The 21234-nt window shown below is 62.1% G+C and carries 18 protein-coding genes, 1 tRNA gene and 1 riboswitch; of the genes, 3 read left to right on the top strand and 16 right to left on the bottom strand.

All coding sequences use genetic code 11. From position 1 onward, the window contains the following. Positions 1 to 2: 2 nt before the first annotated feature. The 7 genes from F0P97_RS17645 to prfB form a co-directional block, all read right to left on the bottom strand. Positions 3 to 194, bottom strand: a complete 192-nt coding sequence (locus F0P97_RS17645) for a hypothetical protein (RefSeq protein WP_182283336.1) — start codon at positions 192 to 194, stop codon at positions 3 to 5. A gap of 258 nt (positions 195 to 452) precedes the next feature. Next, a complete protein-coding gene (locus F0P97_RS17640) occupies positions 453 to 1550 on the bottom strand; it encodes a tyrosine-type recombinase/integrase (RefSeq protein WP_182283335.1) in 1098 nt (365 codons plus the stop codon). A gap of 162 nt (positions 1551 to 1712) precedes the next feature. Continuing rightward, positions 1713 to 1788, bottom strand: a tRNA-Thr gene (locus F0P97_RS17635). Between the two features lie 13 nt (positions 1789 to 1801). Further along, entirely contained in the window at positions 1802 to 2824 is a 1023-nt protein-coding gene (locus F0P97_RS17630; protein ID WP_087082189.1) for a class 1 fructose-bisphosphatase, read from the bottom strand. A 65-nt stretch (positions 2825 to 2889) separates the two neighbouring features. Further along, positions 2890 to 3870, bottom strand: a complete 981-nt coding sequence (locus F0P97_RS17625; RefSeq protein ID WP_232537977.1) for a hypothetical protein — start codon at positions 3868 to 3870, stop codon at positions 2890 to 2892. An 11-nt stretch (positions 3871 to 3881) separates the two neighbouring features. Then, entirely contained in the window at positions 3882 to 6584 is a 2703-nt protein-coding gene (gene pepN / locus F0P97_RS17620) for an aminopeptidase N (RefSeq protein ID WP_182283333.1), read from the bottom strand. An 18-nt stretch (positions 6585 to 6602) separates the two neighbouring features. Continuing rightward, positions 6603 to 7707, bottom strand: a protein-coding gene (gene prfB, locus F0P97_RS17615) for a peptide chain release factor 2 (protein WP_182283332.1) whose coding sequence is annotated in 2 segments (ribosomal slippage) — positions 6603 to 7625 and positions 7627 to 7707 — 1104 coding nt in all. Because the reading frame shifts where the segments join, the coding sequence is not laid out codon by codon here. 296 nt (positions 7708 to 8003) lie between these two features. Here prfB and F0P97_RS17610 point away from each other — a divergent pair. Further along, entirely contained in the window at positions 8004 to 9782 is a 1779-nt protein-coding gene (locus F0P97_RS17610; RefSeq protein WP_182283331.1) for a methyl-accepting chemotaxis protein, read from the top strand. 255 nt (positions 9783 to 10037) lie between these two features. Here the strand turns inward: F0P97_RS17610 and F0P97_RS17605 are convergent, their stop codons facing one another. The 7 genes from F0P97_RS17605 to F0P97_RS17575 form a co-directional block, all read right to left on the bottom strand. Beyond that, on the bottom strand, positions 10038 to 11312 hold the full coding sequence (locus F0P97_RS17605) for an acyl-CoA dehydrogenase family protein (protein WP_182283330.1): 1275 nt from the start codon (positions 11310 to 11312) through the stop codon (positions 10038 to 10040). A 47-nt stretch (positions 11313 to 11359) separates the two neighbouring features. Beyond that, complete coding sequence (locus tag F0P97_RS17600) at positions 11360 to 12445, bottom strand: phosphotransferase (protein WP_182283329.1); 1086 nt, start codon at positions 12443 to 12445, stop codon at positions 11360 to 11362. A 268-nt stretch (positions 12446 to 12713) separates the two neighbouring features. Then, on the bottom strand, positions 12714 to 13433 hold the full coding sequence (locus F0P97_RS17595) for a Crp/Fnr family transcriptional regulator (protein ID WP_182283328.1): 720 nt from the start codon (positions 13431 to 13433) through the stop codon (positions 12714 to 12716). A gap of 339 nt (positions 13434 to 13772) precedes the next feature. Beyond that, positions 13773 to 14714 (bottom strand): thiamine phosphate synthase, encoded by a 942-nt coding sequence (thiE, locus tag F0P97_RS17590; protein ID WP_182283327.1) that lies wholly within the window; start codon positions 14712 to 14714, stop codon positions 13773 to 13775. A gap of 10 nt (positions 14715 to 14724) precedes the next feature. Then, the gene (locus F0P97_RS17585; RefSeq protein ID WP_053281721.1) at positions 14725 to 15528 is read right to left on the bottom strand and encodes a thiazole synthase; all 804 of its coding nucleotides are present in this window, start codon (positions 15526 to 15528) and stop codon (positions 14725 to 14727) included. A gap of 159 nt (positions 15529 to 15687) precedes the next feature. Continuing rightward, on the bottom strand, positions 15688 to 15885 hold the full coding sequence (gene thiS / locus F0P97_RS17580) for a sulfur carrier protein ThiS (protein ID WP_182283326.1): 198 nt from the start codon (positions 15883 to 15885) through the stop codon (positions 15688 to 15690). Positions 15886 to 15991: 106 nt separating this feature from the next. Further along, positions 15992 to 17086: an FAD-dependent oxidoreductase gene (locus F0P97_RS17575; protein ID WP_182283325.1), complete on the bottom strand. Its 1095-nt coding sequence runs from the start codon at positions 17084 to 17086 to the stop codon at positions 15992 to 15994. A 63-nt stretch (positions 17087 to 17149) separates the two neighbouring features. Next, a riboswitch (TPP riboswitch) is annotated at positions 17150 to 17311 on the bottom strand. A gap of 65 nt (positions 17312 to 17376) precedes the next feature. Here F0P97_RS17575 and thiD point away from each other — a divergent pair. Further along, positions 17377 to 18249, top strand: a complete 873-nt coding sequence (gene thiD / locus F0P97_RS17570; RefSeq protein ID WP_182283324.1) for a bifunctional hydroxymethylpyrimidine kinase/phosphomethylpyrimidine kinase — start codon at positions 17377 to 17379, stop codon at positions 18247 to 18249. Positions 18250 to 18316: 67 nt separating this feature from the next. Here the strand turns inward: thiD and F0P97_RS17565 are convergent, their stop codons facing one another. Next, complete coding sequence (locus tag F0P97_RS17565; RefSeq protein ID WP_003077863.1) at positions 18317 to 18790, bottom strand: SH3 domain-containing protein; 474 nt, start codon at positions 18788 to 18790, stop codon at positions 18317 to 18319. Between the two features lie 122 nt (positions 18791 to 18912). On the opposite strand from F0P97_RS17565, the gene F0P97_RS17560 reads away from it, so the two are divergent. Further along, complete coding sequence (locus F0P97_RS17560) at positions 18913 to 19677, top strand: ankyrin repeat domain-containing protein (protein WP_182283323.1); 765 nt, start codon at positions 18913 to 18915, stop codon at positions 19675 to 19677. Positions 19678 to 19743: 66 nt separating this feature from the next. Here F0P97_RS17560 and F0P97_RS17555 read toward each other — a convergent pair whose 3' ends face one another. Continuing rightward, a complete protein-coding gene (locus F0P97_RS17555; protein WP_182283322.1) occupies positions 19744 to 21036 on the bottom strand; it encodes a purine-cytosine permease family protein in 1293 nt (430 codons plus the stop codon). Positions 21037 to 21234: the final 198 nt, after the last annotated feature.

The following is a 21234-nucleotide window of genomic DNA, read 5'->3' as shown; positions in this document are numbered from 1 at the left end:
GCTCACTTCTTTACAGTTTTCTTGCTGTCGCCGCCGATAATATCGCCACCAGCGGTATTATTTTTTTGAATAATAACGCGGGTATTTTTTTTGGATTTCGAGCTTCTTGAGGAAGAAAACTTGAGCACTAAGCCGGCACCGCCAATAGCCGCAGCCAAAATTCCTACGTACTTTCCAATTTCAGACCAGTCCATCGAAACCCCAAGTCACTCTTAAGTTGAAGTCGCACCATTGCGTAACCAAAGCCTAGAGGATACATGATGTAACCAATGTGTGAAGAATAGATACTTCGGTCTATGGATGGTGAGAGTTCCACGCGGTTGCAGATGGCTTCGCTGGCTAGTTCCAGCACCTCGGGAATTTTTTGCGCTGACTCAAAAGCGCGAATTTTTCGAGGCCTCACGTGGCTTCGACCAAAAGTTATCGTGTGAAGCTTCGATTAAATTGTCATCTCAAGGCTTTCCAAACTTCTTTGCATTCATGCTGCGCACGATCTCATCAACGTGAGACGTAGCCAGATGGGAGTACCGTTCCGTCATCTTGGTAGTTTGGTGGCCCAGCACTTTGCTGATGGACAGAAGGCTGGCTCCATTCATCGCAAGATAGCTAGCTGTTGTGTGACGTAGGTCGTGGAAGCGGAACTCCTCAATGCCAGCAGCTTGAAGTGCACTTCCCCATGGTTTGCGAAGATCGACGGGCTGATCTGCGTTCACAGCACTCGGGAAAATGAGCCCGGTAGCAGTCTTTGCTTGCAGGCTATCAAGCAGCTTTGTGCGCCGCTCTTCCAGCAACTCCAGGGCAGGGGAGGTCAGCAAGACCGAGCGAGCTTTGTCGTTCTTGGTTTTGGTCAGGTGTACGCGAGTGAAGCTCTGATCCGGTGGAGTGTGAATGTCCTGCCAGCGCATGCCCATGATTTCGCCTTTGCGCATACCAGTGGAAATTGCCAGAAGCACAACCAAATAGAGGTCGGCGTTTGGAGAGTTCTTGCATGCATGCAGCAGAGCCTCCCGCTCGGCATCTGTCAGATAGCGGGTGCGCTCGTTTTTGACTTTGGGGCGCTGAACATTCTCGACTGGCGATGACTCGCACCAGTTCCACTGCTTACGTGCCACATTGAATGCGTGAGAGAGCGCCATCAAGTAGCGCAGCACGGTCGCAGGGGCAGGGGGGGTGCCCAACCGTGTCTTGGACTTTTTGAGCTTATCTATGCTCCGTGTCACAAGGTCTGTTGTGACTTCAGACAGGGCGTAGTGGCCAAGCTCATCAATCCACCATGCAATGTGCGTCTTGTGATCTTTGCCGCCGTTGGCTTTGTCGATCAGCACATTGTCGCGGTAGCGCTCCAGCATTTCGCGCACAGTGTGCTTGCTGGCGGTGCTTTTACGGATAGTCATACCAGTACGGATTTCAGTTTCCGTCTGGATTGCCCATTGCTTGGCGTCGGTTTTCCTCAGAAACGTCTTAGACTGAGGCGGATAGCCTTGAATACGGACTTGAGCTTGATAGCTCACCTTGCCGTTCTGATCTTTTCGTTCGCGGATTGCAGCCATGATGCATCTTGTGTGTGGTCAGCGAAATGTGACGGCACAAGAACTGGCTGGAGAGAGAAAGCGCTACTGCGCAGTGTTGTTCAGTTGTGCCGTCTACTGTGACTTGAGTGTGACAGGAGACGACACTTTGAACAATCACGACTCGTAAGTCGTTGAATTTATTGGTGCCGGAGACATGAATCGAACACGCGACCTTCTCATTACGAATGAGCTGCTCTACCGACTGAGCTACACCGGCGATAAGCTATAGATTATAGCGCTTTTTCATCGGCCTCGAGATGGTAGCTGGTCACGCGTTCCACTTCGTTCTTGGAGCCGAGGACGACGCTCACGCGCTCGTGCAATTGCGTTGGCTGGATGTCCAGGATGCGCTGACGGCCGTTGGTGGCCATGCCACCGGCCTGCTCGACAAGCCAGCTCATGGGATTGGCTTCGTACATCAGGCGCAGCTTGCCGGCCTTTTGCGGCTCGCGCTTGTCCCAGGGGTACATGAAGATGCCGCCGCGGCACAGGATGCGGTGGACGTCGGCCACCATGGCAGCAACCCAGCGCATGTTGAAATTCTTGCCGCGAGGGCCGTCTACACCCGCCAGGCATTCGTCCACGTAGCGCTTCACAGGGGCATCCCAGTGGCGCATATTGGACATGTTGATGGCGAATTCCTTGGTGTCTTCGGGGATCTTGACGTTTTCCTCGATGAGCACGAACGAACCTTGCTCGCGGTCCAGCGTGAACATGGAGACACCGTCGCCCACGGTCAGCACCAGGGTGGTCTGGGGGCCGTAGATGCAGTAGCCGGCAGCCACCTGCTGGGTGCCGGGCTGCATGAAGTCGCTGTCGTGCACGCCAGGGTGGCCTTCAGGCTTCTTGAGCACGCTGAAGATGGTGCCGATGGACATGTTGATGTCGATATTGGACGAGCCGTCCAGGGGGTCGAACATCAGCAGGTATTCGCCTTGAGGGTAGCGGTTGGGCACCACATAGATGCCTTCCATTTCCTCCGATGCCATCGCGGCCAGGTGACCGCCCCATTCATTGGCTTCAATCAGGGTCTCGTTGGCGATGATGTCCAGCTTTTTCTGCACTTCGCCCTGCACGTTTTCACTGCCGGCCGTACCCATGACGTCGCCAAGCTCACCTTTGTTCACGGCAAAGCTGATGCGCTTGCAGGCGCGGGCCACCACTTCCAGCAGCAGGCGCAACTGGCCGGGGATGAGCCCGTCAACACGTTGTTGCTCGACCAGATAGCGGGTCAGGCTGATGTTTTTCTTCATGCTTCAACTCCTTGATATTCGATGCAAATCTGAAATGGGTAGAAAACAGGGCAGGGCATCTGCCTTCATGGATGACGCCCCGCAGTGCGCTGCTCCAGTTCCGCCAGCAGCTCCTTGACGCGGGTTTGCTGCTGGCTGTCTTTGTGGTTCAGCGCGTATTGTTCATAGCGGGCCAGCCATTGGCGGGCCTGCGGGTCATGCTTTTGCTCATGGGCAAGGACCATGAGCTGGAAATAGCTGTCGTAGACGGTGGCATGGTCTTGCGCCGCCTGCGCAATCTGCAGACGCTCCTGAAGATAGGCTGCAGATTGCTTCAGATCGCCCAGCTCATAGCAATTCTGCGCAATATTGGTGAGCACGCCGCGTATCTGCTGCAGCTTGCTCATGGCTTTGAGGCGCTCACGCGCTACAGGCAGCAGTCGCTCGTTGGCATGCCTTGCCTCGCGAAATCGCCCCAGCTCATGCAGCAGATAGCCTTCGTCCTCATAGACGCCGAGAATCTGCATCTGGCTCGGAAAATCCAGAGCCCGTGCAGGCCTCACGCCCTCGTCCCAGCGCATTTCGGCAGGTAGCACGGCAATTTGCGGCAGCGGATATTCAGCCTGAAAGGCTTTGACCCACTTGAGCGCCGCTTCATGTCGCCCGGCATCTGCCAGCCAGCGGATGCTTGAGTAGCGCAGGAAAAAATGAGCGTATGACAGCTCCGGGTCCTGAGTGCCGGACAAAGCCGTCAGTGCCGTCTGCGCTGCTTCGGCTGCCTCTTTGGGCATGCCGCGGCGGGCGTAGACGCTGGCCTGTGTGTAGTAGAGCCGGAAGATATCGCGTGCAGCAAATCCCGGCTTTTTCAACAGCGGCTCCAGCGCCTGCAGATCGGCACTCATGGCTCGCCCGCTGAAGCTGCCGCCTTCGCTGAAGACAGTGGCATAGAGGGGCGCAAAACGAGCTTCGAATCCCGCATCAGGCTTTGCAGCCTGAGTGCTCAGCGACATGCTCGCCGCGGCGACGGCAAGGGCCTTCACGCCCCGAGCCGCGTGTCGAGCCAGCATGTTCAGACCCATCAGTCCGCCAGGGCACGGGTGATGACCTCGCGCACGTCGTTGGACAGATCGGGCTTGGCAGCCACACGGGCGATGGCTTCGCGGGCCGCAGAGCGGTAAGGCTCGGCCAGCTTTTTCCAGCGATCCATCACCCGGGCCAGACGGGAGGCCACCTGAGGGTTGAAGCCGTCGATCTCGATCACGCGATCGGCCCAGAACACATAGCCAGCCGCGTCGGCGCGGTGGAAGGCGCCGGCATTGTTGCAGTAACTGAAGATCAGGCTGCGTGCGCGGTTGGGGTTCTTGATCTGGAAGTCGGCATGCTTCATCAGCGCCTTGACGGCGGGAAGCACATCGCCACCGCGGTCGCTGGCAGCACCCTGCAGGGCAAACCATTTGTCCAGCACCAGTGCATCTTGCTTGAACAGCGCGTGGAAGCGCTGCAGCGCCTGTTCGGCCAGCGGGCTGGCACTGTAGACCAGGGCGGAGAGGGCGGCCATGCGGTCCGTCATGTTGCCTGCGTCCTTGCAGCGCTGGTAGGCCTTGCCGGGCCAGACCGTGTCACCAGTTCGGGCAGCATGCAGGCAAAGCATGGATAGAGCGCGGCCTGCCAGTGCACGGCGGCCGGCGCTGACATGGTCGGGGCGGTAGGCGCCGGTGTCGCGGTTGGCCTCCCAGGCGGCTTCCCACTCGGGCTGCAGAGCGGTCGCCAGCTGCAAGATCATGGCTTCGCGCACCGCATGAACGCGCTGCGGATCGACCTCGGCCAGCTGCTCGGCGATATAGCTCTCCGACGGCAGCGTGAGCACCAGGTCCTTGAACGCTGCGTCCAGCTTGTCGTCACGCAGCACGCGGCGCATGGCGTCGATAAAGGCTGCAGGCAGGATTTCGGCGCTGGCTTCACCGCTGGCAGCGACGGCCTTCAGGGCATAACGCAGGCCCAGACGCTGGCTGGCTTCCCATTGGTTGAACGGGTCGCTGTCATGAGCCAGCAGGGTCAGCAGATCGGTATCGCTGAATTCATGCTCCAGCACCACGGGTGCGCTGAAGGTGCGCAGCAGCGAGGGCACGGGGGCTTCGCTCACATTGCTGAAGACAAAGCTCTGCTCGGCTTCGGTCAACACCAGCATGCGGCTGGTGACTGCCTGGGCCGCGTCTTCGCCTTGCAGTTGCAGGGCGATGGGCTGGCCGCTGGCGGTGAGCAAACCCATTTGCACGGGAATGACGAACGGCAGTTTCTCGGCCTGACCCACGGTGGGCGCGCAGCTTTGCGACAGCGTCAGCGTATATGTCTGGGCTGCGGCATCGTATTGGCCAACAGCCTTGAGCACAGGCGTGCCGGCCTGGCTGTACCAGCGGCGGAATTGCTGCAGATGCTGAGCCAGGGCAGAGCCCGGGTTGGCATCTGCAATGGCTTGCGAGAAGTCATCGCAGGTCACGGCCTGACCGTCATGACGATCGAAGTACAGCTTCATGCCCTTGGCAAAGCCTTCGCGGCCAACCAGGTTGTGCTGCATGCGCACGACTTCCGCGCCTTTTTCGTAGATCGTGACCGTGTAGAAGTTGTTGATCTCGATATAGCTGTCGGGGCGCACGGGGTGGGCCATGGGGCCGGCATCCTCGGGAAACTGCACGGTACGCAGTACGCGTACATCGTCGATGCGCTTGACGGCACGGGCCGAAGCCGTGCCCGCCATGTCCATGCTGAACTCCTGATCGCGGAACACCGTCAGGCCTTCCTTGAGGCTGAGCTGGAACCAGTCGCGGCAGGTGACGCGGTCACCCGTCCAGTTATGGAAGTATTCATGACCGACGACGGATTCGATATTGGCGTAATCGGTGTCGGTGGCCGTGGCCTGACTGGCCAGAACATACTTGGTGTTGAAGATGTTCAGGCCCTTGTTCTCCATGGCGCCCATGTTGAAGTCGCTGGTGGCGACGATCATGAAGCGGTCCAGATCCAGGCTCAGGCCAAAGCGGGCCTCGTCCCATGCAACGGAGTGCATGAGGGAGTTCATGGCGTGCTCGGTCTTTTCCAGATCGCCGGGGCGCACAAAGACCTGCAGCAGGTGATCCCGGCCGGCACGGCTCTTGATCTTCTGCTCGCGCGCGACCAGATTGCCGGCCACCAGCGCAAACAGATAGCTGGGTTTTTTATGCGGATCGACCCACTTGGCAAAGTGGCGGCCATCCTCCAGGTCACCGGACTCCACCAGATTGCCGTTGGACAGCAGCACCGGGTACTGGGCCTTGCTGGCGCGCAGCGTGACGGTGTACATGGCCATCACGTCGGGGCGGTCCAGGAAGTAGGTGATGCGGCGGAAACCTTCTGCCTCGCACTGCGTGAAGAACGTGTCCTCGCTCACATACAAGCCCATGAGCTTGGTGTTCTTGATGGGGGCGCAGGTGGTGAAGATCTCCAGCTCCACGGGCTCGTTGCCCTCGGGCAGGTTCTCCAGCACCAGCTGGTCGCCATCCATCTTGAAGGAGGTACCACCGCCGTTGACCATCACCCGCGCCAGATTCAGCTCGTCGCCGTCCAGGCGCAGCGCCTGTGCCGGCACCTCGGGGTTGCGGCGCACGCGCATCTTGCTGAGCACGCGCGTCTTGGCCGGGTCCAGGTCAAAAGTCAGGTCCACCGTGTCGATCCACCAGGCCGGGGCCTCGTAGTCGGCACGGTAAATGGCGGTGGCCGGGGCTTGCCCGTCACGCAGTTGCAGCATATCGATTCCTTTCTAGGATCAGAGGCCTTGCTTGAGCGAGGCTTCGATAAACACATCCAGGTCGCCGTCCAGCACCTTCTGGGTGGCCGAGACTTCAACGTTGGTGCGCAAGTCCTTGATGCGGCTGTTGTCCAGCACATAGGAGCGGATTTGGTGACCCCAGCCCACATCGGTCTTGGTGTCCTCGAGCTTTTGCTGCTCTTCCATGCGCTTGCGCATCTCGAAGTCGTACAGCCTGGAGCGCAGGCGCTGCCATGCCACGTCACGGTTGCTATGCTGAGAGCGACCGTCCTGGCACTGCACCACGATGCCCGTGGGGATGTGGGTCAGGCGCACGGCCGAATCGGTCTTGTTGATGTGCTGACCGCCGGCGCCCGAGGCGCGGTAGGTGTCGGTGCGCACATCCGACGGATTGATGTTGATCTCGATGGAGTCATCGATCTCGGGGTAGACGAACAGCGATGAAAAGCTGGTGTGACGGCCGCCCGAGCTGTCGAAGGGCGACTTGCGCACCAGGCGGTGCACGCCGGTTTCGGTGCGCAGCAGGCCGTAGGCATACTCGCCTTCGACCTTGATGGTGGCGCTCTTGATGCCGGCTACGTCGCCCGGAGTCTCTTCTTCGACGGTGGCCTTGAAGCCCTTGCGTTCGGCGTACTTCAGGTACTGGCGCAGCAGCATGCTGGCCCAGTCGCAGGCTTCGGTGCCGCCGGCGCCAGCCTGGATGTCGATGAAGCAGTTGAGCGGATCGGCTTCGCCGCCGAACATTCGGCGGAACTCGAGCTCCTCGATCAGCGGCTTGAGCTTGGCGGTTTCGGCTTCAATGGTTTCAAGGCCGGCATCATCGCCTTCTTCCTTGCTCATCTCGAACAGCTCGGAATTGTCGGCCAGTTCGGTGGTGAGCTTCTCCAGGGTCAGCACGACGGAGTCGAGCGACTTCTTTTCCTTGCCCAGGTCCTGTGCCTTCTTGGGGTCGTTCCAGACGGCAGGGTCTTCCAGCGAGGCGTTTACCGTGCGCAGGCGTTCGTACTTGGCATCGTAGTCAAAGATACCTCCGGAGATCGGCCGTGCGCTCGGCCAGATCTTGGAGGGTGTTGCCGATAGAGTTGACGCGTTCTGCTTCCATGGTGAATCCGTTGTTCTTGCTGATAAATAAGGGCTGATTTTCTCATGCCGGACGGCTGTAAGGATGCAATGGCCTTCGACAGGGTTTTTGAGTGCTTCATCGGGGTGTCTTTTTGAGCCCAGCTATGCCCCTGATGCCACCATCGGTTTTATTCATGGATGCCGTTACTCGAAGTAACAAATACTGAATAGAATTCGCAGGCGCGCGCAGTGTGTACGCGCTTTTCAGGCAGTTTTCCCTATTCCCCATCTCGCAGGCGCCAGACCTTGCAGGTCGCCCAGGCGCCCAATTCCCCCATGAACTTCTTTCGCAACCTCAAGCTGGCCAACAAGCTGCTGGTGTCTTTTGTGCTGATCCTGCTGATCAGTGCGGTATCGGGTCTGTACGGCCTGGTCCAGATGGAGCGTGTCAATGCCACGGCCACCGATCTGGCGCGCCAGTGGCTGCCGGCGGCACGCAACCTGCAGGACATGCGTTATCAGCTTCAGCGCTATCGCTCGCAGACCATGCAGCATGTGATGGCGCAGTCGTCCGAGGAAATGGCGGTCTATGACAAGAGCATGCCCAAGCTCTGGGATGAGCTGGTCCGGAACCAGCAGTCGTATGTCAAGTACGTGAGAACCGACAAGGAGCGCGCCCTGTTGGCCGAAATCGGCGAGGAGCTCAAGGCCTATGCCGTGCAGACGGCCAAGGTGGTAGATCTGTCGCATCAGCTGCTCAACGATGAGGCCAGCGAAATCTTGCGCGGCGAGTCGCTCAAGATCAGCCGCGGCATCAATACACGTCTGGATGCTCTCAGCGAGATCAACCATCAGGCGACCGAGGAAACCAATCAGGCCGGCGATGACCTGTATGCCGCTGCACGCTGGTGGGTGATGGCGCTGCTGCTGGGATCCATCCTGATCGGTGTACTGCTGGCGGTGCTGATCGCACGCTCCATCTCGCGTCCTTTGCAGTCGGCCGTTCAACTGGCCCAGTCCGTGGCTGCGGGCGATCTGAGCGCCAGCATCACCGTGCAAAGCCAGGATGAGGTGGGTCAGCTGCTCAAGGCGCTCATGGACATGAACACCAGCCTGCAGCGCATCGTGGGTCAGGTGCGCCAGGGCACGGACTCGATTGCCTCGGCAAGCAGCCAGATTGCCAGCGGCAACCAGGATCTGTCCTCGCGCACCGAAGAGCAGGCCAGCTCGCTGGAGCAGACGGCAGCCTCCATGGAGGAGTTGACCGCCACCGTGCAGCAGAACGCCGGCAATGCCCAGCAGGCCAATCAGATGGCGTCTGCAGCGTCCCAGGTGGCCGTACGCGGTGGTGCCACCGTGGCCCAGGTGGTGCAGACCATGTCGGCCATCAACGAGTCTTCGCGCAAGATCGTGGACATCATCGGGGTGATCGACTCCATCGCCTTCCAGACCAATATTCTGGCGCTGAACGCAGCCGTGGAAGCCGCCCGTGCGGGTGACCAGGGCCGCGGCTTTGCCGTGGTGGCGTCCGAAGTGCGCACCCTGGCCCAGCGCTCGGCCGAGGCGGCCAAGCAGATCAAGCAGCTGATCGACGACTCCGTGAGCAAGGTGCAGGAAGGCAGCACCCAGGTCGGCGAGGCCGGCAAGACCATGGACGAGATCGTGATGAGCGTGCGCCGCGTCACCGACATCATGGGCGAGATCTCGGTGGCCAGCCATCAGCAGACCTCGGGCATCGAGCAGGTCACGCAGGCAGTGACGCAGATGGATCAGATGACCCAGCAGAACGCCGCCCTGGTGGAAGAGGCGGCGGCCGCGACCGACGCGCTGCGCGGTCAGGCTGCCGCGCTGGCCGAGACGGTGAGCTTCTTCAAGCTCGGTGCCCAGTCCGGTCAGCAAGCCGCGCCGGCCCTGGCTCCTGCGACTTTCAAGCCCGCGCCTGCCAGGGCTGCGATCAAGGCTCCGGCCCCGCTCAAGGCCTCTTCGGCTGCGCTCAGGCGCCCCGCGATGTCGGCGGCGAGCAAGCCGCCGGTCCTCAGCCCCGCGAAAAACGCAGCAGCGCCCCGGCCGCAAAAGGCCGCGACGGCAGACGATGGTGAATGGGAGAGCTTCTAAGCCGGTAAGCGCGCGGTGCCGGGCCCGGTGCCGTCAGTTAGGTTGCTATTGATAAAGAAGCTATTGCCGCTTGACTATATTGAATTTCAAGGTGTTTTTTATCTGAAATATATTGGTGTATAGCGGTATAAGCTTTCTTATTGATAGTGAGTGACAAGCCCGTCTTTGAAACAAGAACACCCCGCAGCCGTGGCTGACGGGGTGTTTTTTGTTGACGGGGGCAGGAGCGACGCGATGCGCTCCCGCTTGCCTGCATCAGCTGCCGCGTGTGATCGGCACTTCGGCGTTCTTGCCGTAGCTGCCGTATTTGCCCAGCTCCCACTTGGCGATCGCGTTGCGGTGCACCTCGTCGGGGCCGTCGGCAAAGCGCAGCGTGCGTGCTGCGGCATAGGCATAGGCCAGCGGGAAGTCATCGCACATGCCGCCGCCGCCATGCACCTGCATGGCCCAGTCGATGACCTGGCAGGCCATGCTGGGGGCCACGACCTTGATCATGGCGATCTCGGTCCTGGCCACCTTGTTGCCGGCCACATCCATCAGCCAGGCGGCCTTGAGCGTGAGCAGGCGCGCCATGTCGATCTTGCAGCGCGCTTCGGCAATGCGCTCCTGCGTCACGGTCTGCTGGGCCACACTCTTGCCGAAAGCCACGCGGCTGCTGGCGCGCTTGCACATCAGCTCCAGCGCGCGCTCGGCCAGGCCGATCAGGCGCATGCAGTGGTGAATGCGGCCCGGGCCGAGGCGGCCCTGGGCGATCTCGAAGCCGCGCCCTTCGCCCAGCAAGATATTGCCGACGGGAACGCGCACGTTCTCGAAATACATCTCCATATGGCCGTGGGGCGCATCGTCATAGCCCATCACGTTCAGCGGACGCGCGATGCGGATGCCCTTGGCATCGGCCGGGATGATGATCATGCTCTGCTGCGAATGCTTGGCCGCTTCGGGGTCGGTCTTGCCCATGGTGATGAAGACCTGGCAGCGAGGATCGCCGGCACCCGAGATCCACCACTTGTGGCCGTTGATCACGTATTCGTCGCCCTGGCGCTCGATACGGGTGCAGATATTGGTGGCGTCGGAGGAGGCAACTTCGGGCTCGGTCATGGCGAAGGCCGAGCGGATCTTGCCTTCCAGCAGGGGCTTGAGCCAGCGCTCCTTGAGCTCGGCACTGCCGTAGCGGGCAATGGTCTCCATATTGCCGGTATCCGGCGCGGAGCAGTTGAAGACTTCGGAAGCCCATGGCACGCGGCCCATGATCTCGGCCAGCGGTGCGTATTCCTGATTGGTCAGGCCCGCGCCGTGGTAGCCCGAGGCTTCGGCGCTGTCCACCGGCAGAAACAGATTCCACAGACCCGCGGCCTGGGCCTTGGGCTTGAGCTTTTCGATGGTTTGCAGCGGCGTCCAGCGCTTGCCGGCGGCCGTGTTGGCCTGCATCTCGTCGGCATATTCCTTTTCTGCCGGGTAGATGTGGTCGTCCATGAACTTGAGCAGGCGCTGCTGCAGGTCCTTGGTTTTGGGCGAGTAGTCGAAGTCCATGAGTGCTCCTTTTGTTGTGGGACGGTCGGTTGCGTGGTGGTGGAAAATCAGGCGCGCTGAGCAAAGGACCAGGCCAGTTCGGCCATGGGGCGGGCGGTGTCGCCCGAGGCCTTGGCCTGGGCGCTGGAGGCCGTGCCGGCCTCGACGCGCTTGGCAATGCCTTGCAGGATGGCGGCGATGCGGAACATGTTGTAGGCCATGTAGAAGTTCCAGTCGCGCTGCAGTGTGGCCACATCGGCAATGCCGGTGCGCTGGCAGTAGCGCTGCATGTAATCGTGCTCGGCAGGGATGCCCAGGCCCGCGATGTCCAGCCCCGCAATGCCGCGGCCCAGCTCGGCCGGGATATGCCAGCTCATGCAGTGGTAGCTGAAGTCGGCCAGCGGGTGGCCCAGCGTGGACAGCTCCCAGTCCAGCACGGCAATCACGCGTGGCTCGGTGGGGTGGAACATCAGGTTGTCCAGACGGTAGTCGCCATGCACGATGGAGACACGTCCCTCGTCGCGTGCGCTGGCCGGCATATGAGCGGGAAGCCACTCCATCAGTTTGTCCATCTCGGGGATCGGCTGGGTGACGGAGGCCACATACTGCTTGCTCCAGCGGCCGATCTGGCGCTCGAAGTAATTGCCGCTCTTGCCGTAGTCAGCCAGGCCACGTTCGGCAAACTTCACGCTGTGCAGAGCCGCGATCACGCGGTTCATCTCGTCGTAGATCTCGGCGCGTTGCGCAGGCGTCATGCCGGGCAGGGACTGGTCCCAAAGCACGCGGCCTTCCATGAACTCCATGATGTAGAAGGCGCGGCCGATGACGGATTCATCCTCGCACAGCGCATACATGTGCGGCACGGGCACATCGGTGCCGGCCAGGCCCTTCATGACGCGGTATTCGCGCTCGATCGCATGGGCCGAAGGCAGCAGCTTGGCCACGGGACCGGGCTTGGCGCGCATCACATAGCTACAGCCGGGCGTGATCAGCTTGTAGGTGGGGTTGGACTGGCCGCCCTTGAACATCTCCACCTGCAGCGGACCTTCAAAGTCCTGGACATGCCGGCTCATCCAGTCGGTTATGGCATCGATATCAAACGCATGCTGGTCGGATACCGCGCGGGTGCCGACGAAATGCTCATAAGTGCTCATGTTGTCTCAGTCCTTTGTTCGATTTGTGATGGGCAAGGCGCAGCCCGCCACGCCGCACAAAAGTGCAGCGAGCAAACGCGTGAAAGGGGAGTGCTGCCGCAGAATGCGGCAAGAGAGAAACGAAGGTGAAAACTGGCGTGATTCCAGCCAGAGATGCCGAGCAAGAGCCGCCTCGCGGCGATGGCATCGTCCCCCTCCCGCAAGCGCAGCGAAGCGGGAGAGGGGGAAGCGGCGGGGCCGCCCCCGGCAAAGCCGCTCAGGGGGTGAATCAGTGATCCGTGTCTGCAATACGCAGCAGCGTCACCCGGTCGCGCACGATGAGGCCACCCGGCTCGATGCGAATGACCTCCTCGCGCTCCATGGACTTGAGTTCCTGGTTCACGCGCTGGCGTGAGGCGCCCAGCAATTGCGCCAGCTCTTCCTGCGCCAGATGCAGGCCGATGCGGATCTCGTTGCTGTCCGACAGACTCATCACGCCATAGCTGCGTGTCAGGTGCAGCAGCTGCTTGGCCAGGCGCGCTCGCAGCGGCAAGGTGTTGAGGTCTTCCACCAGGCCGTAGAGCTGGCGTACTCGGCGCGCATTGAGGCGCAGGATCGCTTCGGAAAACTCCACATGCTCTGCCAGAATGCGCCTGAAGTCCGCCTTGGATACGCACAGCAGCGTGGTCTCGCCATGTGCATAGGCGTCGTGCGTGCGCTTGTCGCCATCCAGAATCGCCACATCCCCGAACCAGATGCCCGGCTCCACATAGGTCAGCGTGATCTGCTTGCCCGTGATGGAGGTGGAGCTGACTCGCACCGCGCCACGTGCACAGGCAATCCACTCCTCGGGCGGTTCGCCGCGAGCGCAGATGAGCATGCCATCTTTGTATCGTTTGACGTAAGCGCATCGAAGAATGTCGTGCCGCAAAGAGGGCGAAAGGGATGAAAACCAGCGACCAGAGTTGATCGCCTCACGTTCTTCCATACTAAGAATTGGCTCGTCCATGTTCTGTCTTATGCGTGACTGGTAACCGCCCCATTGTCGCGTGTGGGACCGGCCATGCTGAAGCTGTGGGACTCAGGGTTGTCACCTGTGTGTCCGCTTTTACGGCGAATAGGGCTTGCGTCAATCAAGAAAACCCAGCAGCCATGCGGCCTGCGCAGCAGCGCTCCAGAAAAAAAGCTCGCTGGCTGCGGGCATTTTTTCTGCTCATTTCCGGTGTTTTCTGTGCCCGGCAGACCAGGCTAGGCTGGAGTTTTGAATCTCTCAATGAAAATAGCCGCCGGCGCTTGTGCATCAAGCGCCGGCGGCTATTGAATGGGAAGTCGATGCGCTTCGATACGCTCAGGCTGCAGCCTGCATGTGTTGCAGCAGATGCTGGGCAGCGGCTTCCGGATCGGGGGCGTTGACCAGGGCGCGCACCACGGCGACCGAGCCCACGCCCGTGGCGCGCACGGCGGGGAACAGGTCTTCGGAAATACCGCCAATCGCCACCAGCGGGTACTGCTGCATCAGGCGCACATAGGCCGCCAGACGCGCCAGACCTTGCGGGGCCGTCGCCATCTTCTTGAGCGTGGTGGGGAACACCGCTCCCAGGGCGATATAGCTGGGCTGGACCGCATGGGCGCGCACCATTTCGGCATAGCCATGGGTGGACACGCCCAAGCGCGTGCCCGAGCTGCGGATGGTCTCCAGATCGCGCTGGCCGATCACGTCCAGATCTTCCTGGCCCACATGAATGCCGTAGGCGCCTGCGTCCAGCGCGGCCTGCCAGTGGTCGTTGATGAATAGACGTGCATGTGTGCCCTTGACGGCTTCAACAGCCGCTTTGACTTCACGGGCAATGGCAGCCTTGTCGTCGGACTTGAAGCGCAGCTGCACCGTGGGCACGCCCGCGCGGGCCATGCGGCCCACCCATTCGGCCGTGGGCAGCACGCCATACAGGCCCAGCTCGCGCGGGCAATGGGCAAAGGCCTGGGCCGGGTCGGCCTTGCCGAGGCCGAAGTCGCGTGGGTCGTCGGGCCAGTGGGTGGCATCGAAATGATTGTTGCGCTCGCTCTGGCACTGCCAGGCCTGGGCCAGTGTCTCCGCATCCACGGCAATAAAGCCCAGCAGGCTGCAGGCCTGCAGTGCGGCCAGATAGGCGGGCTCGCCACGCAGCGCGGGTGGAACGGGCTGGGGAGTCAGCTCGACCGAGTTGGCATCATGGTGGAGCTGGGCACCAAAGTTGGCACTGTGCTGGTGGATGATGGCTTGCGCCAGGGCCTTGATTTCTGCGGAGTCCATGGTCCGGCCTTTATTCCTGATGCCAGAAAGGGGTGCCCAGCACGGGGGTGCTGGGCTGGGCGGCATTTTGCTCTGCCATGGCGCCTGCGCGCCAGGCGGCGTGACCGGCATTGACGGCATCGGAGAATGCGCCGGCCATGGCCACGGGGTCTTCGGACAGGGCCACGGCGGTGTTCAGCAGCACGGCGTCATAGCCCCATTCCATCACGGTGCAGGCGTGGGAGGGGCGGCCCAGGCCGGCATCGACGATCAGCGGCACCTTCAGGCGCTCGCGCAGCATCTGCATGGCATAGGGATTGACGGGGCCGCGGCCGGTGCCTATGGGCGCAGCCCAGGGCATGACGGCCTGACAGCCCACATCGACGAGCTTTTGGCACAGCACCAGGTCGTAGGTGGTATAGGGCAGGACCTGGAAGCCGTCCTTGATGAGGATGGAGGCGGCTTCCACCAGATTGAGCGTGTCGGGCTGCAGCGTGTAGTCGTCACCGATCAGCTCCAGCTTGATCCAGGGCGTGTCGAAGACTTCACGCGCCATCTGGGCCGTGGTCACGGCCTCCTGGATGGTCATGCAGCCTGCCGTGTTGGGCAGCACGGGCACGTTGAGCTTGCGCAGCAGCTCCCAGAAGCTGGCACCTGTCTCGGCAGCATTGCTGCCCTGGCGGCGCAGCGAGGCCGTGACCATGGCGGGCCTGGAGCGTTCTACAGCGGCTTCGAGAATCGCCGGCGAGGGGTAGCGCGAGGTGCCCAGCAGCAAGCGGCTTTCAAAACGCTGGCCGTAGAGAACCAGCGCGTCGTCGGTAGTTTTGGTATTCATGATTTATCTATATCTCTTGTCTTTGTACCGCAATGCGCGTGAAGCCCAGTGAGCCTCAAAAAGGCATGTGCCAAGTCAGTGACACCGAGCAAGAGCCGCCTCGCCGCGAGGGTGTCGTCCCCTGGGGGAAGGCGCGAAGTGACTCAGGGGGATTCATGTCTAGCCGCCTGTCACCGGAGAGATGACTTCCATCCTGTCGCCCTCATTGAGCGCATGGTCGGCGTACTGCGTCTTGGGCACGAACACCGTGTTGACCGCCACGGCAAACGGGGGCCTGGCCTGCATCTGCGCCAGCGCATCGGCCACGGTGGCATGGGCTGGCAGCTCGGTGGCTTGCTGGTTGAGAGTGATCTTCATGGCATGGAAACGGAAAATAAAGCGGGTGCTAAGTTAAACCTCTGCACGGCGGCGCTTGCGTGCGCCAGGGGTGCAAGTGCTGTGCGCCAAAGTTCGGGCTCGCAGTTCAGCCACGATGCACGGCGACATCGAACTCGCGCGCCAGTGGCGAGTCATTGTGGTCCAGCAGCTCCAGCACCACGTCCAGCATGGCGGGCGAGATCATGAAGCCGTGACGGTAGAGGCCGTTGACTTCCATGACACGTGGAGTCAGCAGACGCACGGCGGGCAGATTATCGGGCAGGGTGGGGCGGCACTGGGTGGCGATCTCCACAATGCGGCCTTCGGCAAAGCCGGAGTGAACGGTATAGGCCGCGCTCAGCAGCTCCAGCGTGGAGCGCACGCTGGCTGGCGACATATCGTCGGACTCGATTTCGGTCGCGCCAATCACGAACAGATGATCTTCCTTGGGCGCGATATAGATGGGGTAGCGTGGATGGATCAGGCGTGTGGGCCGCTGCAGCGTAACTTCGGGCGCATGGATGCGCACCACCTCGCCGCGAATGCCGCGCAGCTGCTTCCACTGGGTGCGGGCCCCCAGGCCCCGGCAGTCGAACACGAAGTCCGGCTGGCCAGCCTCGCCGGGGCGGAAGTCGCTGATTTCGCGTGGGCTGTCCCAGTGCAGCTTCACACCCAGCGCGGTGAGCTTGTCGACCAGCGCCGTCAGCAGCTGGCGGTTGTCCAGCTGGCCTTCGCCGGGCAGATAGACGGCCTGGTTGAAGCGTCCCTGCAGCGCGGGCTCGCAGTCCTGCAGTGCCGCGCCAGTCTTCTCCTGCATGGCCGGCAGGCTGGGGTTGATGCGCCGGTTTTTCTCCAGCAGGCCGAAAAAGCGCGCCGCGTCGCCCTGGTCCTGACGGTGCCAGAGAATCAGCGTGCCGTTTTGCTGCAGGAACACGTGCTGCTCAAGCTGGGCTATCAGCTCGGGCCAGCGCTTGAGCCCATGCTGGCCCATGCGCACCACGCCGGGCTCGGTAATGGCCGACTCGGCCAGCGGAGCCAGCATGGCGGCCGCCACGCGCGCGGCTGCGCCATCGCCTAGCGGGCCGTGGGCGTCATAGAGGTCGACGGCATGACCGCGCTGGGCCAGGGCCAGCGACAGCAGACGGCCCATGAGGCCGCCGCCGAGAATTGCGATCTTTGAAGAAGCTTGTAGCAATGACATGTGCAAATCGTTTTCCATCCGGACACAGGAACAGGGCCATGTGCAGGACAAAACGCGGCATGCCTTGCGGCTTGTGAAACTCCCCACGCCAGCATGACCTGGATCGGGTGCAGGGGGCACAGGGCACGGATGGTGCTCTGGTGCGCAGCCGGTGGCTGTCGCGGCCCCAGGGTGTTTCTCAGTCCACGCAGGCTGCTTGCCTGCGGGACACCCCTGTTTCGTCCGTTGGACATTACAGCACAACCGCAAACTGCGCGCATTGACCATGCGCATGGGCGATAATTTTTGCCATGACTGTGATTGCTTCATCCTCCATCCCCGGCGCCGCAAAAAAGCGCTATGCACGCGTGCTCTCCATCGCCGGCTCGGACAGCGGCGGTGGCGCCGGCATCCAGGCCGACCTCAAGACCTGCGCGGCTCTGGGCTGCTACGGCATGACGGCAATCACGGCCATCACCGTGCAGAACACGCTGGGTGTGACGGGCATTCATGGCATTCCGCTGGATACCGTGCGCGGCCAGATCGATGCCGTTGTGCAGGACATAGGCGTCGATGCCGTCAAGATCGGCATGCTGGCAACCCCCGATGTGGTGAGTGTGGTGGCGGATGCGATTCGTCGCCACGGGATCAGGAACGTGGTGCTGGACCCCGTGATGGTGGCCACCAGCGGCGATCGCCTGATCGTTCCCGAGACGGCTCAGGCACTGGTCCAGGAGCTGTTCCCTCTGGCGACGGTGATTACCCCCAATCTGGATGAAGCAGCTTTGCTGCTGGGTCGCAACATCGACGGCATTGGAGCGCTGGATGCGGCCGTGGCCGATCTGCTGGCCATGGGGGCGCCGGCGGTGTTGCTCAAGGGTGGGCATCTGAGCGGCGATCTGGTCATGGATGTGCTGGGCCGGCAAGGCCGGCAGGCAGGCGACTATCTGCGCCTGCAGTCGCAGCGCATCGTCACCCATAACGGCCATGGCACTGGCTGCACGCTGTCGTCGGCGATTGCATCTTTCCTGGCCCAGGGGCTGGAGCTGGAGGCCGCAGTGACCGAGGCGCGCCGCTATATTCTGGGCGCCATCGAGGCGGGAGCCGAGGTCTATACGGGCCAGGGCCACGGCCCCCTCAATCATGGCTATGCGCCGCGTGCACAGCTGATCGTCGAAGGCTGATTGCCGACGCCCGCAAAAAAGGCCTGCTGCTGCAGGCCTTTGGCTTTGGTGGGCCCGGGCTCGGGGATTACCAGCCCCAGACCAGATTCTTGGCCACCCAGCCGCTCTGGCCGTTGCTGCGCTGGACCTGGGCCCAGCTGCCTTGCTTTTTCAGCGTCTGCAGCACCTCATGCTGCTCCAGCTTGCCTACCCGGTTGTGCTTCTGGCCAGGGCCGGAGCGCAGATTGGCCGTGCGCGCCGTCACCACCATATGCGGGCTCTTGCTGGTCAGCGGGGCGTGGACCCAGCCCAGCGTGGACTCATAGTCCTTGACGCGCAGCCACTGGCCCTTGCGCTGGGTGACTTGCAGCGGGTAGCCCTTGCTCAGTTCCCAGAGGGTCGCGGAGCGGGTGTTGGGCTGCTCGCGCACATTCACGGTCTTGCCCTTGATGCTGACAAATTCCTGGGCTTGTGCGAGGGCCGGCAGCAGGCCGGCGGTGAGCGCGCCCAGCGCGATCAGGCTTGAAGTGGCGGCGGTGCGGATCCAGCGGTTACAAGGCACGGGGCAGATTCTCCTTTATCGATTGAAAACAGGCTGTAACCCTCATCGGACTTGCGTGGCTAGCTATAGTTCCTGTAGAAAGCTGACAGGGGCTGAACACCTGACAGCCATAAAGGAATGCCATGAACCAGCCAGTCCGCGCCCATGGGAGCGCCTCGTTGACTACCCGATTGACGCTTGCATTGACGGCTCTGGCAGCAGCGACGCTGCTGACCGCCTGCCAGAGTAGGGCGTTGGCGAATGCTTCGGCTGCAACACCTGCCGCTGCGGCGGCAAAAGCCGGGGACCTGCAGATGCTGGGCCAGCAATTGCTGGCCGCTGCCGCGCAGGGCGATGCCGTGACGGTGCGCAATCTGCTGGCTGACAACGCGCCTGTCGACGTGCAGGATGCCCGGGGCAATACCCCCTTGCTGCTGGCCACGGCGGCCAACCATATCGAGGTAGCACGATCGCTGCTGATGCATGGTGCCAGCCCCAATATCGAGAACCAGATGCAGGACAGCGCTTATTTGCTGGCCGGCGCGCAGGGCCGGCTGGAGATTGTGCGCATGACGATTTCCTATGGCGCCGATCTCAAGAGCACCAACCGTTATGGGGGCACGGCCCTGATTCCAGCCTGCGAGCGCGGCCATCTGGAAACAGCCCAGGCACTGATCGCCGCCGGCGTGAATGTGAATCATGTCAACCGGCTGGGCTGGACCTGTCTGATGGAAGCCGTGGTGCTCGGCGATGGCGGGCCGCGCCATCAGGCCATCATCCAGGCCTTGATCGATGCCAAGGCCGATCTGAACCTGCCCGACAAGGATGGGGTGACGGCCCTGGCCCATGCACGCCAGCGCGGGCAGCAGGCCGTGGTGCAGCTGCTGCAGGCGGCGGGCGCCAGGTAAAAAAACAGAAAAATGGCTGAATCGCCCTGTTAAAAGGCGTTTGTCGCTATTGAGTTTGATTTTTTCTCAGGCGGCAACGGAGCGCGGCTGCAGCTGGCGTGTGGCGACGGCCACCACAAAGGTCAGCGCCAGCGTGGGCAGGGCCGAGCCCAGGGCCGCGCTGACATAGGGCAGCAGGTGATAGAAGGCAATGCCCAGCACCCAGATGGCCACAGCATCCCAGCGCACGGCGGGCGCTTTTTGCATCAGCTCCACGGCATCGGTGCCAAAGGCCAGGCGACCGAGCATCACGCCGAACAGCGGCACAAAGCAGGAGCTGAGCAACAGCAGAAACGGCTCCAGGCTGTGCATGGGCAGCACCATGGCCAGCGCCGTGCACAGGGATGCGATCAGCAGGCCCCAGCGGCGAATACTCCAGCCCGGTAGCAGGCTGTGGGCCGACATGGCACCCGAGTAGGCATCGCCATAGGCGTTGTCCACCTCGTCGATCAGAATCAGCGACAGGGCGATCAGTCCGCCCTGGGCCAGCAGCAGGGCCGTGACCAGGTCTTCGCTGGGCAGGGTCAGGGCCACCAGCACGCCCAGGGAGTAGCACCAGATATTGGCCAGGGCAAAGCCGGTCCAGGCACCCGTCAGCGCGGACTTGCCGCTCTTGCCGTGGCGCGCATAGTCGGCCACCAGCGGCAGCCAGCTGATGGGCATGGCGATCACCAGATCGACGGCGCCGAGCATGCTCATGCCGCCGGCACCCTCGCGGGCCAGCAAGGTCCCGAGGCCGGTGGTGCCAGCCATTTTCAGGAATTGCCAGCTCAGCCACAGCAGCGAGGCAATCACCAGCGGCAAGGCCACGCGCGAGATGATGCGGCGCACCAGGGTGGTCATGGAGCCGCTCATCAGCAGCAGGATCACGCCGCCCCAGAGCAGCGTGGCCAGCCAGGGCCAGTAGGCAGCGCCCATGGTGCCGCCTTGTTTGCCCAGCGCCACGGTGGCGTCACGCATCACCACCAGCTCGAAACTGCCCCAGCCCAGCAACTGGATGATGTTGAGCACGATAGGCAGCCGTGCGAAGTGGCGGCCGTAGACGCAGTGCATCAGTCCGGCGCTGGACAGGCCGCTGTCGCAGCCCAGCTTGCCCACCCAGCCCAGCAGGCCGGCGCCGATCAGGGAGCCGATGCCGATAGCAACCAGCGCATGCAGCGGGCTGAGCGCGGGCAGCAGATAGGCGCCCATCTGCATGACCAGCAGGCCCACGCCCAGACTGAACCACAGCGAGGCATGGTCGCGCCAGGCAAAGACGCGCTCCTGCCCCGTCACCGGGGCCAGGGCCCGATTGGCCGATGTGGAAGAAGATGAATTCATGAATGCTCCGCCAGAAAAACGAAGCAGGGGCCGCATGGTTTGCACGGCAGGCCATCGAAGACATGGCGAGTCGCGGTCTGACACCTTGGACAGCTTCCCTGCGCGAGGATGATCTCGGGCAAGCGGCCGTCAAGAGACCGCCTGCGCAATCAGGTTCAAAGGGACTCTCTCAGCCCTGACCGGTCATGGTCAGGACAC

Origin of the sequence: Comamonas testosteroni (assembly GCF_014076415.1) — a bacterium.
GTDB classification, from domain to species: domain Bacteria; phylum Pseudomonadota; class Gammaproteobacteria; order Burkholderiales; family Burkholderiaceae_C; genus Comamonas; species Comamonas testosteroni_F.
This window is presented reverse-complemented; position numbering and strand designations above follow the sequence as displayed.

Bases quoted from the DNA above. Each gene is read 5' to 3' on its own strand.
- F0P97_RS17645 (WP_182283336.1), bottom strand. From the start codon at position 194: ATGGACTGGTCTGAAATTGGAAAGTACGTAGGAATTTTGGCTGCGGCT.
- F0P97_RS17640 (WP_182283335.1), bottom strand. From the start codon at position 1,550: ATGGCTGCAATCCGCGAACGAAAAGATCAGAACGGCAAGGTGAGCTAT.
- F0P97_RS17630 (WP_087082189.1), bottom strand. From the start codon at position 2,824: ATGAAGAAAAACATCAGCCTGACCCGCTATCTGGTCGAGCAACAACGT.
- F0P97_RS17625 (WP_232537977.1), bottom strand. From the start codon at position 3,870: ATGCTGGCTCGACACGCGGCTCGGGGCGTGAAGGCCCTTGCCGTCGCC.
- pepN (WP_182283333.1), bottom strand. From the start codon at position 6,584: ATGCTGCAACTGCGTGACGGGCAAGCCCCGGCCACCGCCATTTACCGT.
- F0P97_RS17610 (WP_182283331.1), top strand. From the start codon at position 8,004: ATGAACTTCTTTCGCAACCTCAAGCTGGCCAACAAGCTGCTGGTGTCT.
- F0P97_RS17605 (WP_182283330.1), bottom strand. From the start codon at position 11,312: ATGGACTTCGACTACTCGCCCAAAACCAAGGACCTGCAGCAGCGCCTG.
- F0P97_RS17600 (WP_182283329.1), bottom strand. From the start codon at position 12,445: ATGAGCACTTATGAGCATTTCGTCGGCACCCGCGCGGTATCCGACCAG.
- F0P97_RS17595 (WP_182283328.1), bottom strand. From the start codon at position 13,433: ATGGACGAGCCAATTCTTAGTATGGAAGAACGTGAGGCGATCAACTCT.
- thiE (WP_182283327.1), bottom strand. From the start codon at position 14,714: ATGGACTCCGCAGAAATCAAGGCCCTGGCGCAAGCCATCATCCACCAG.
- F0P97_RS17585 (WP_053281721.1), bottom strand. From the start codon at position 15,528: ATGAATACCAAAACTACCGACGACGCGCTGGTTCTCTACGGCCAGCGT.
- thiS (WP_182283326.1), bottom strand. From the start codon at position 15,885: ATGAAGATCACTCTCAACCAGCAAGCCACCGAGCTGCCAGCCCATGCC.
- F0P97_RS17575 (WP_182283325.1), bottom strand. From the start codon at position 17,086: ATGTCATTGCTACAAGCTTCTTCAAAGATCGCAATTCTCGGCGGCGGC.
- thiD (WP_182283324.1), top strand. From the start codon at position 17,377: ATGACTGTGATTGCTTCATCCTCCATCCCCGGCGCCGCAAAAAAGCGC.
- F0P97_RS17560 (WP_182283323.1), top strand. From the start codon at position 18,913: ATGAACCAGCCAGTCCGCGCCCATGGGAGCGCCTCGTTGACTACCCGA.
- F0P97_RS17555 (WP_182283322.1), bottom strand. From the start codon at position 21,036: ATGAATTCATCTTCTTCCACATCGGCCAATCGGGCCCTGGCCCCGGTG.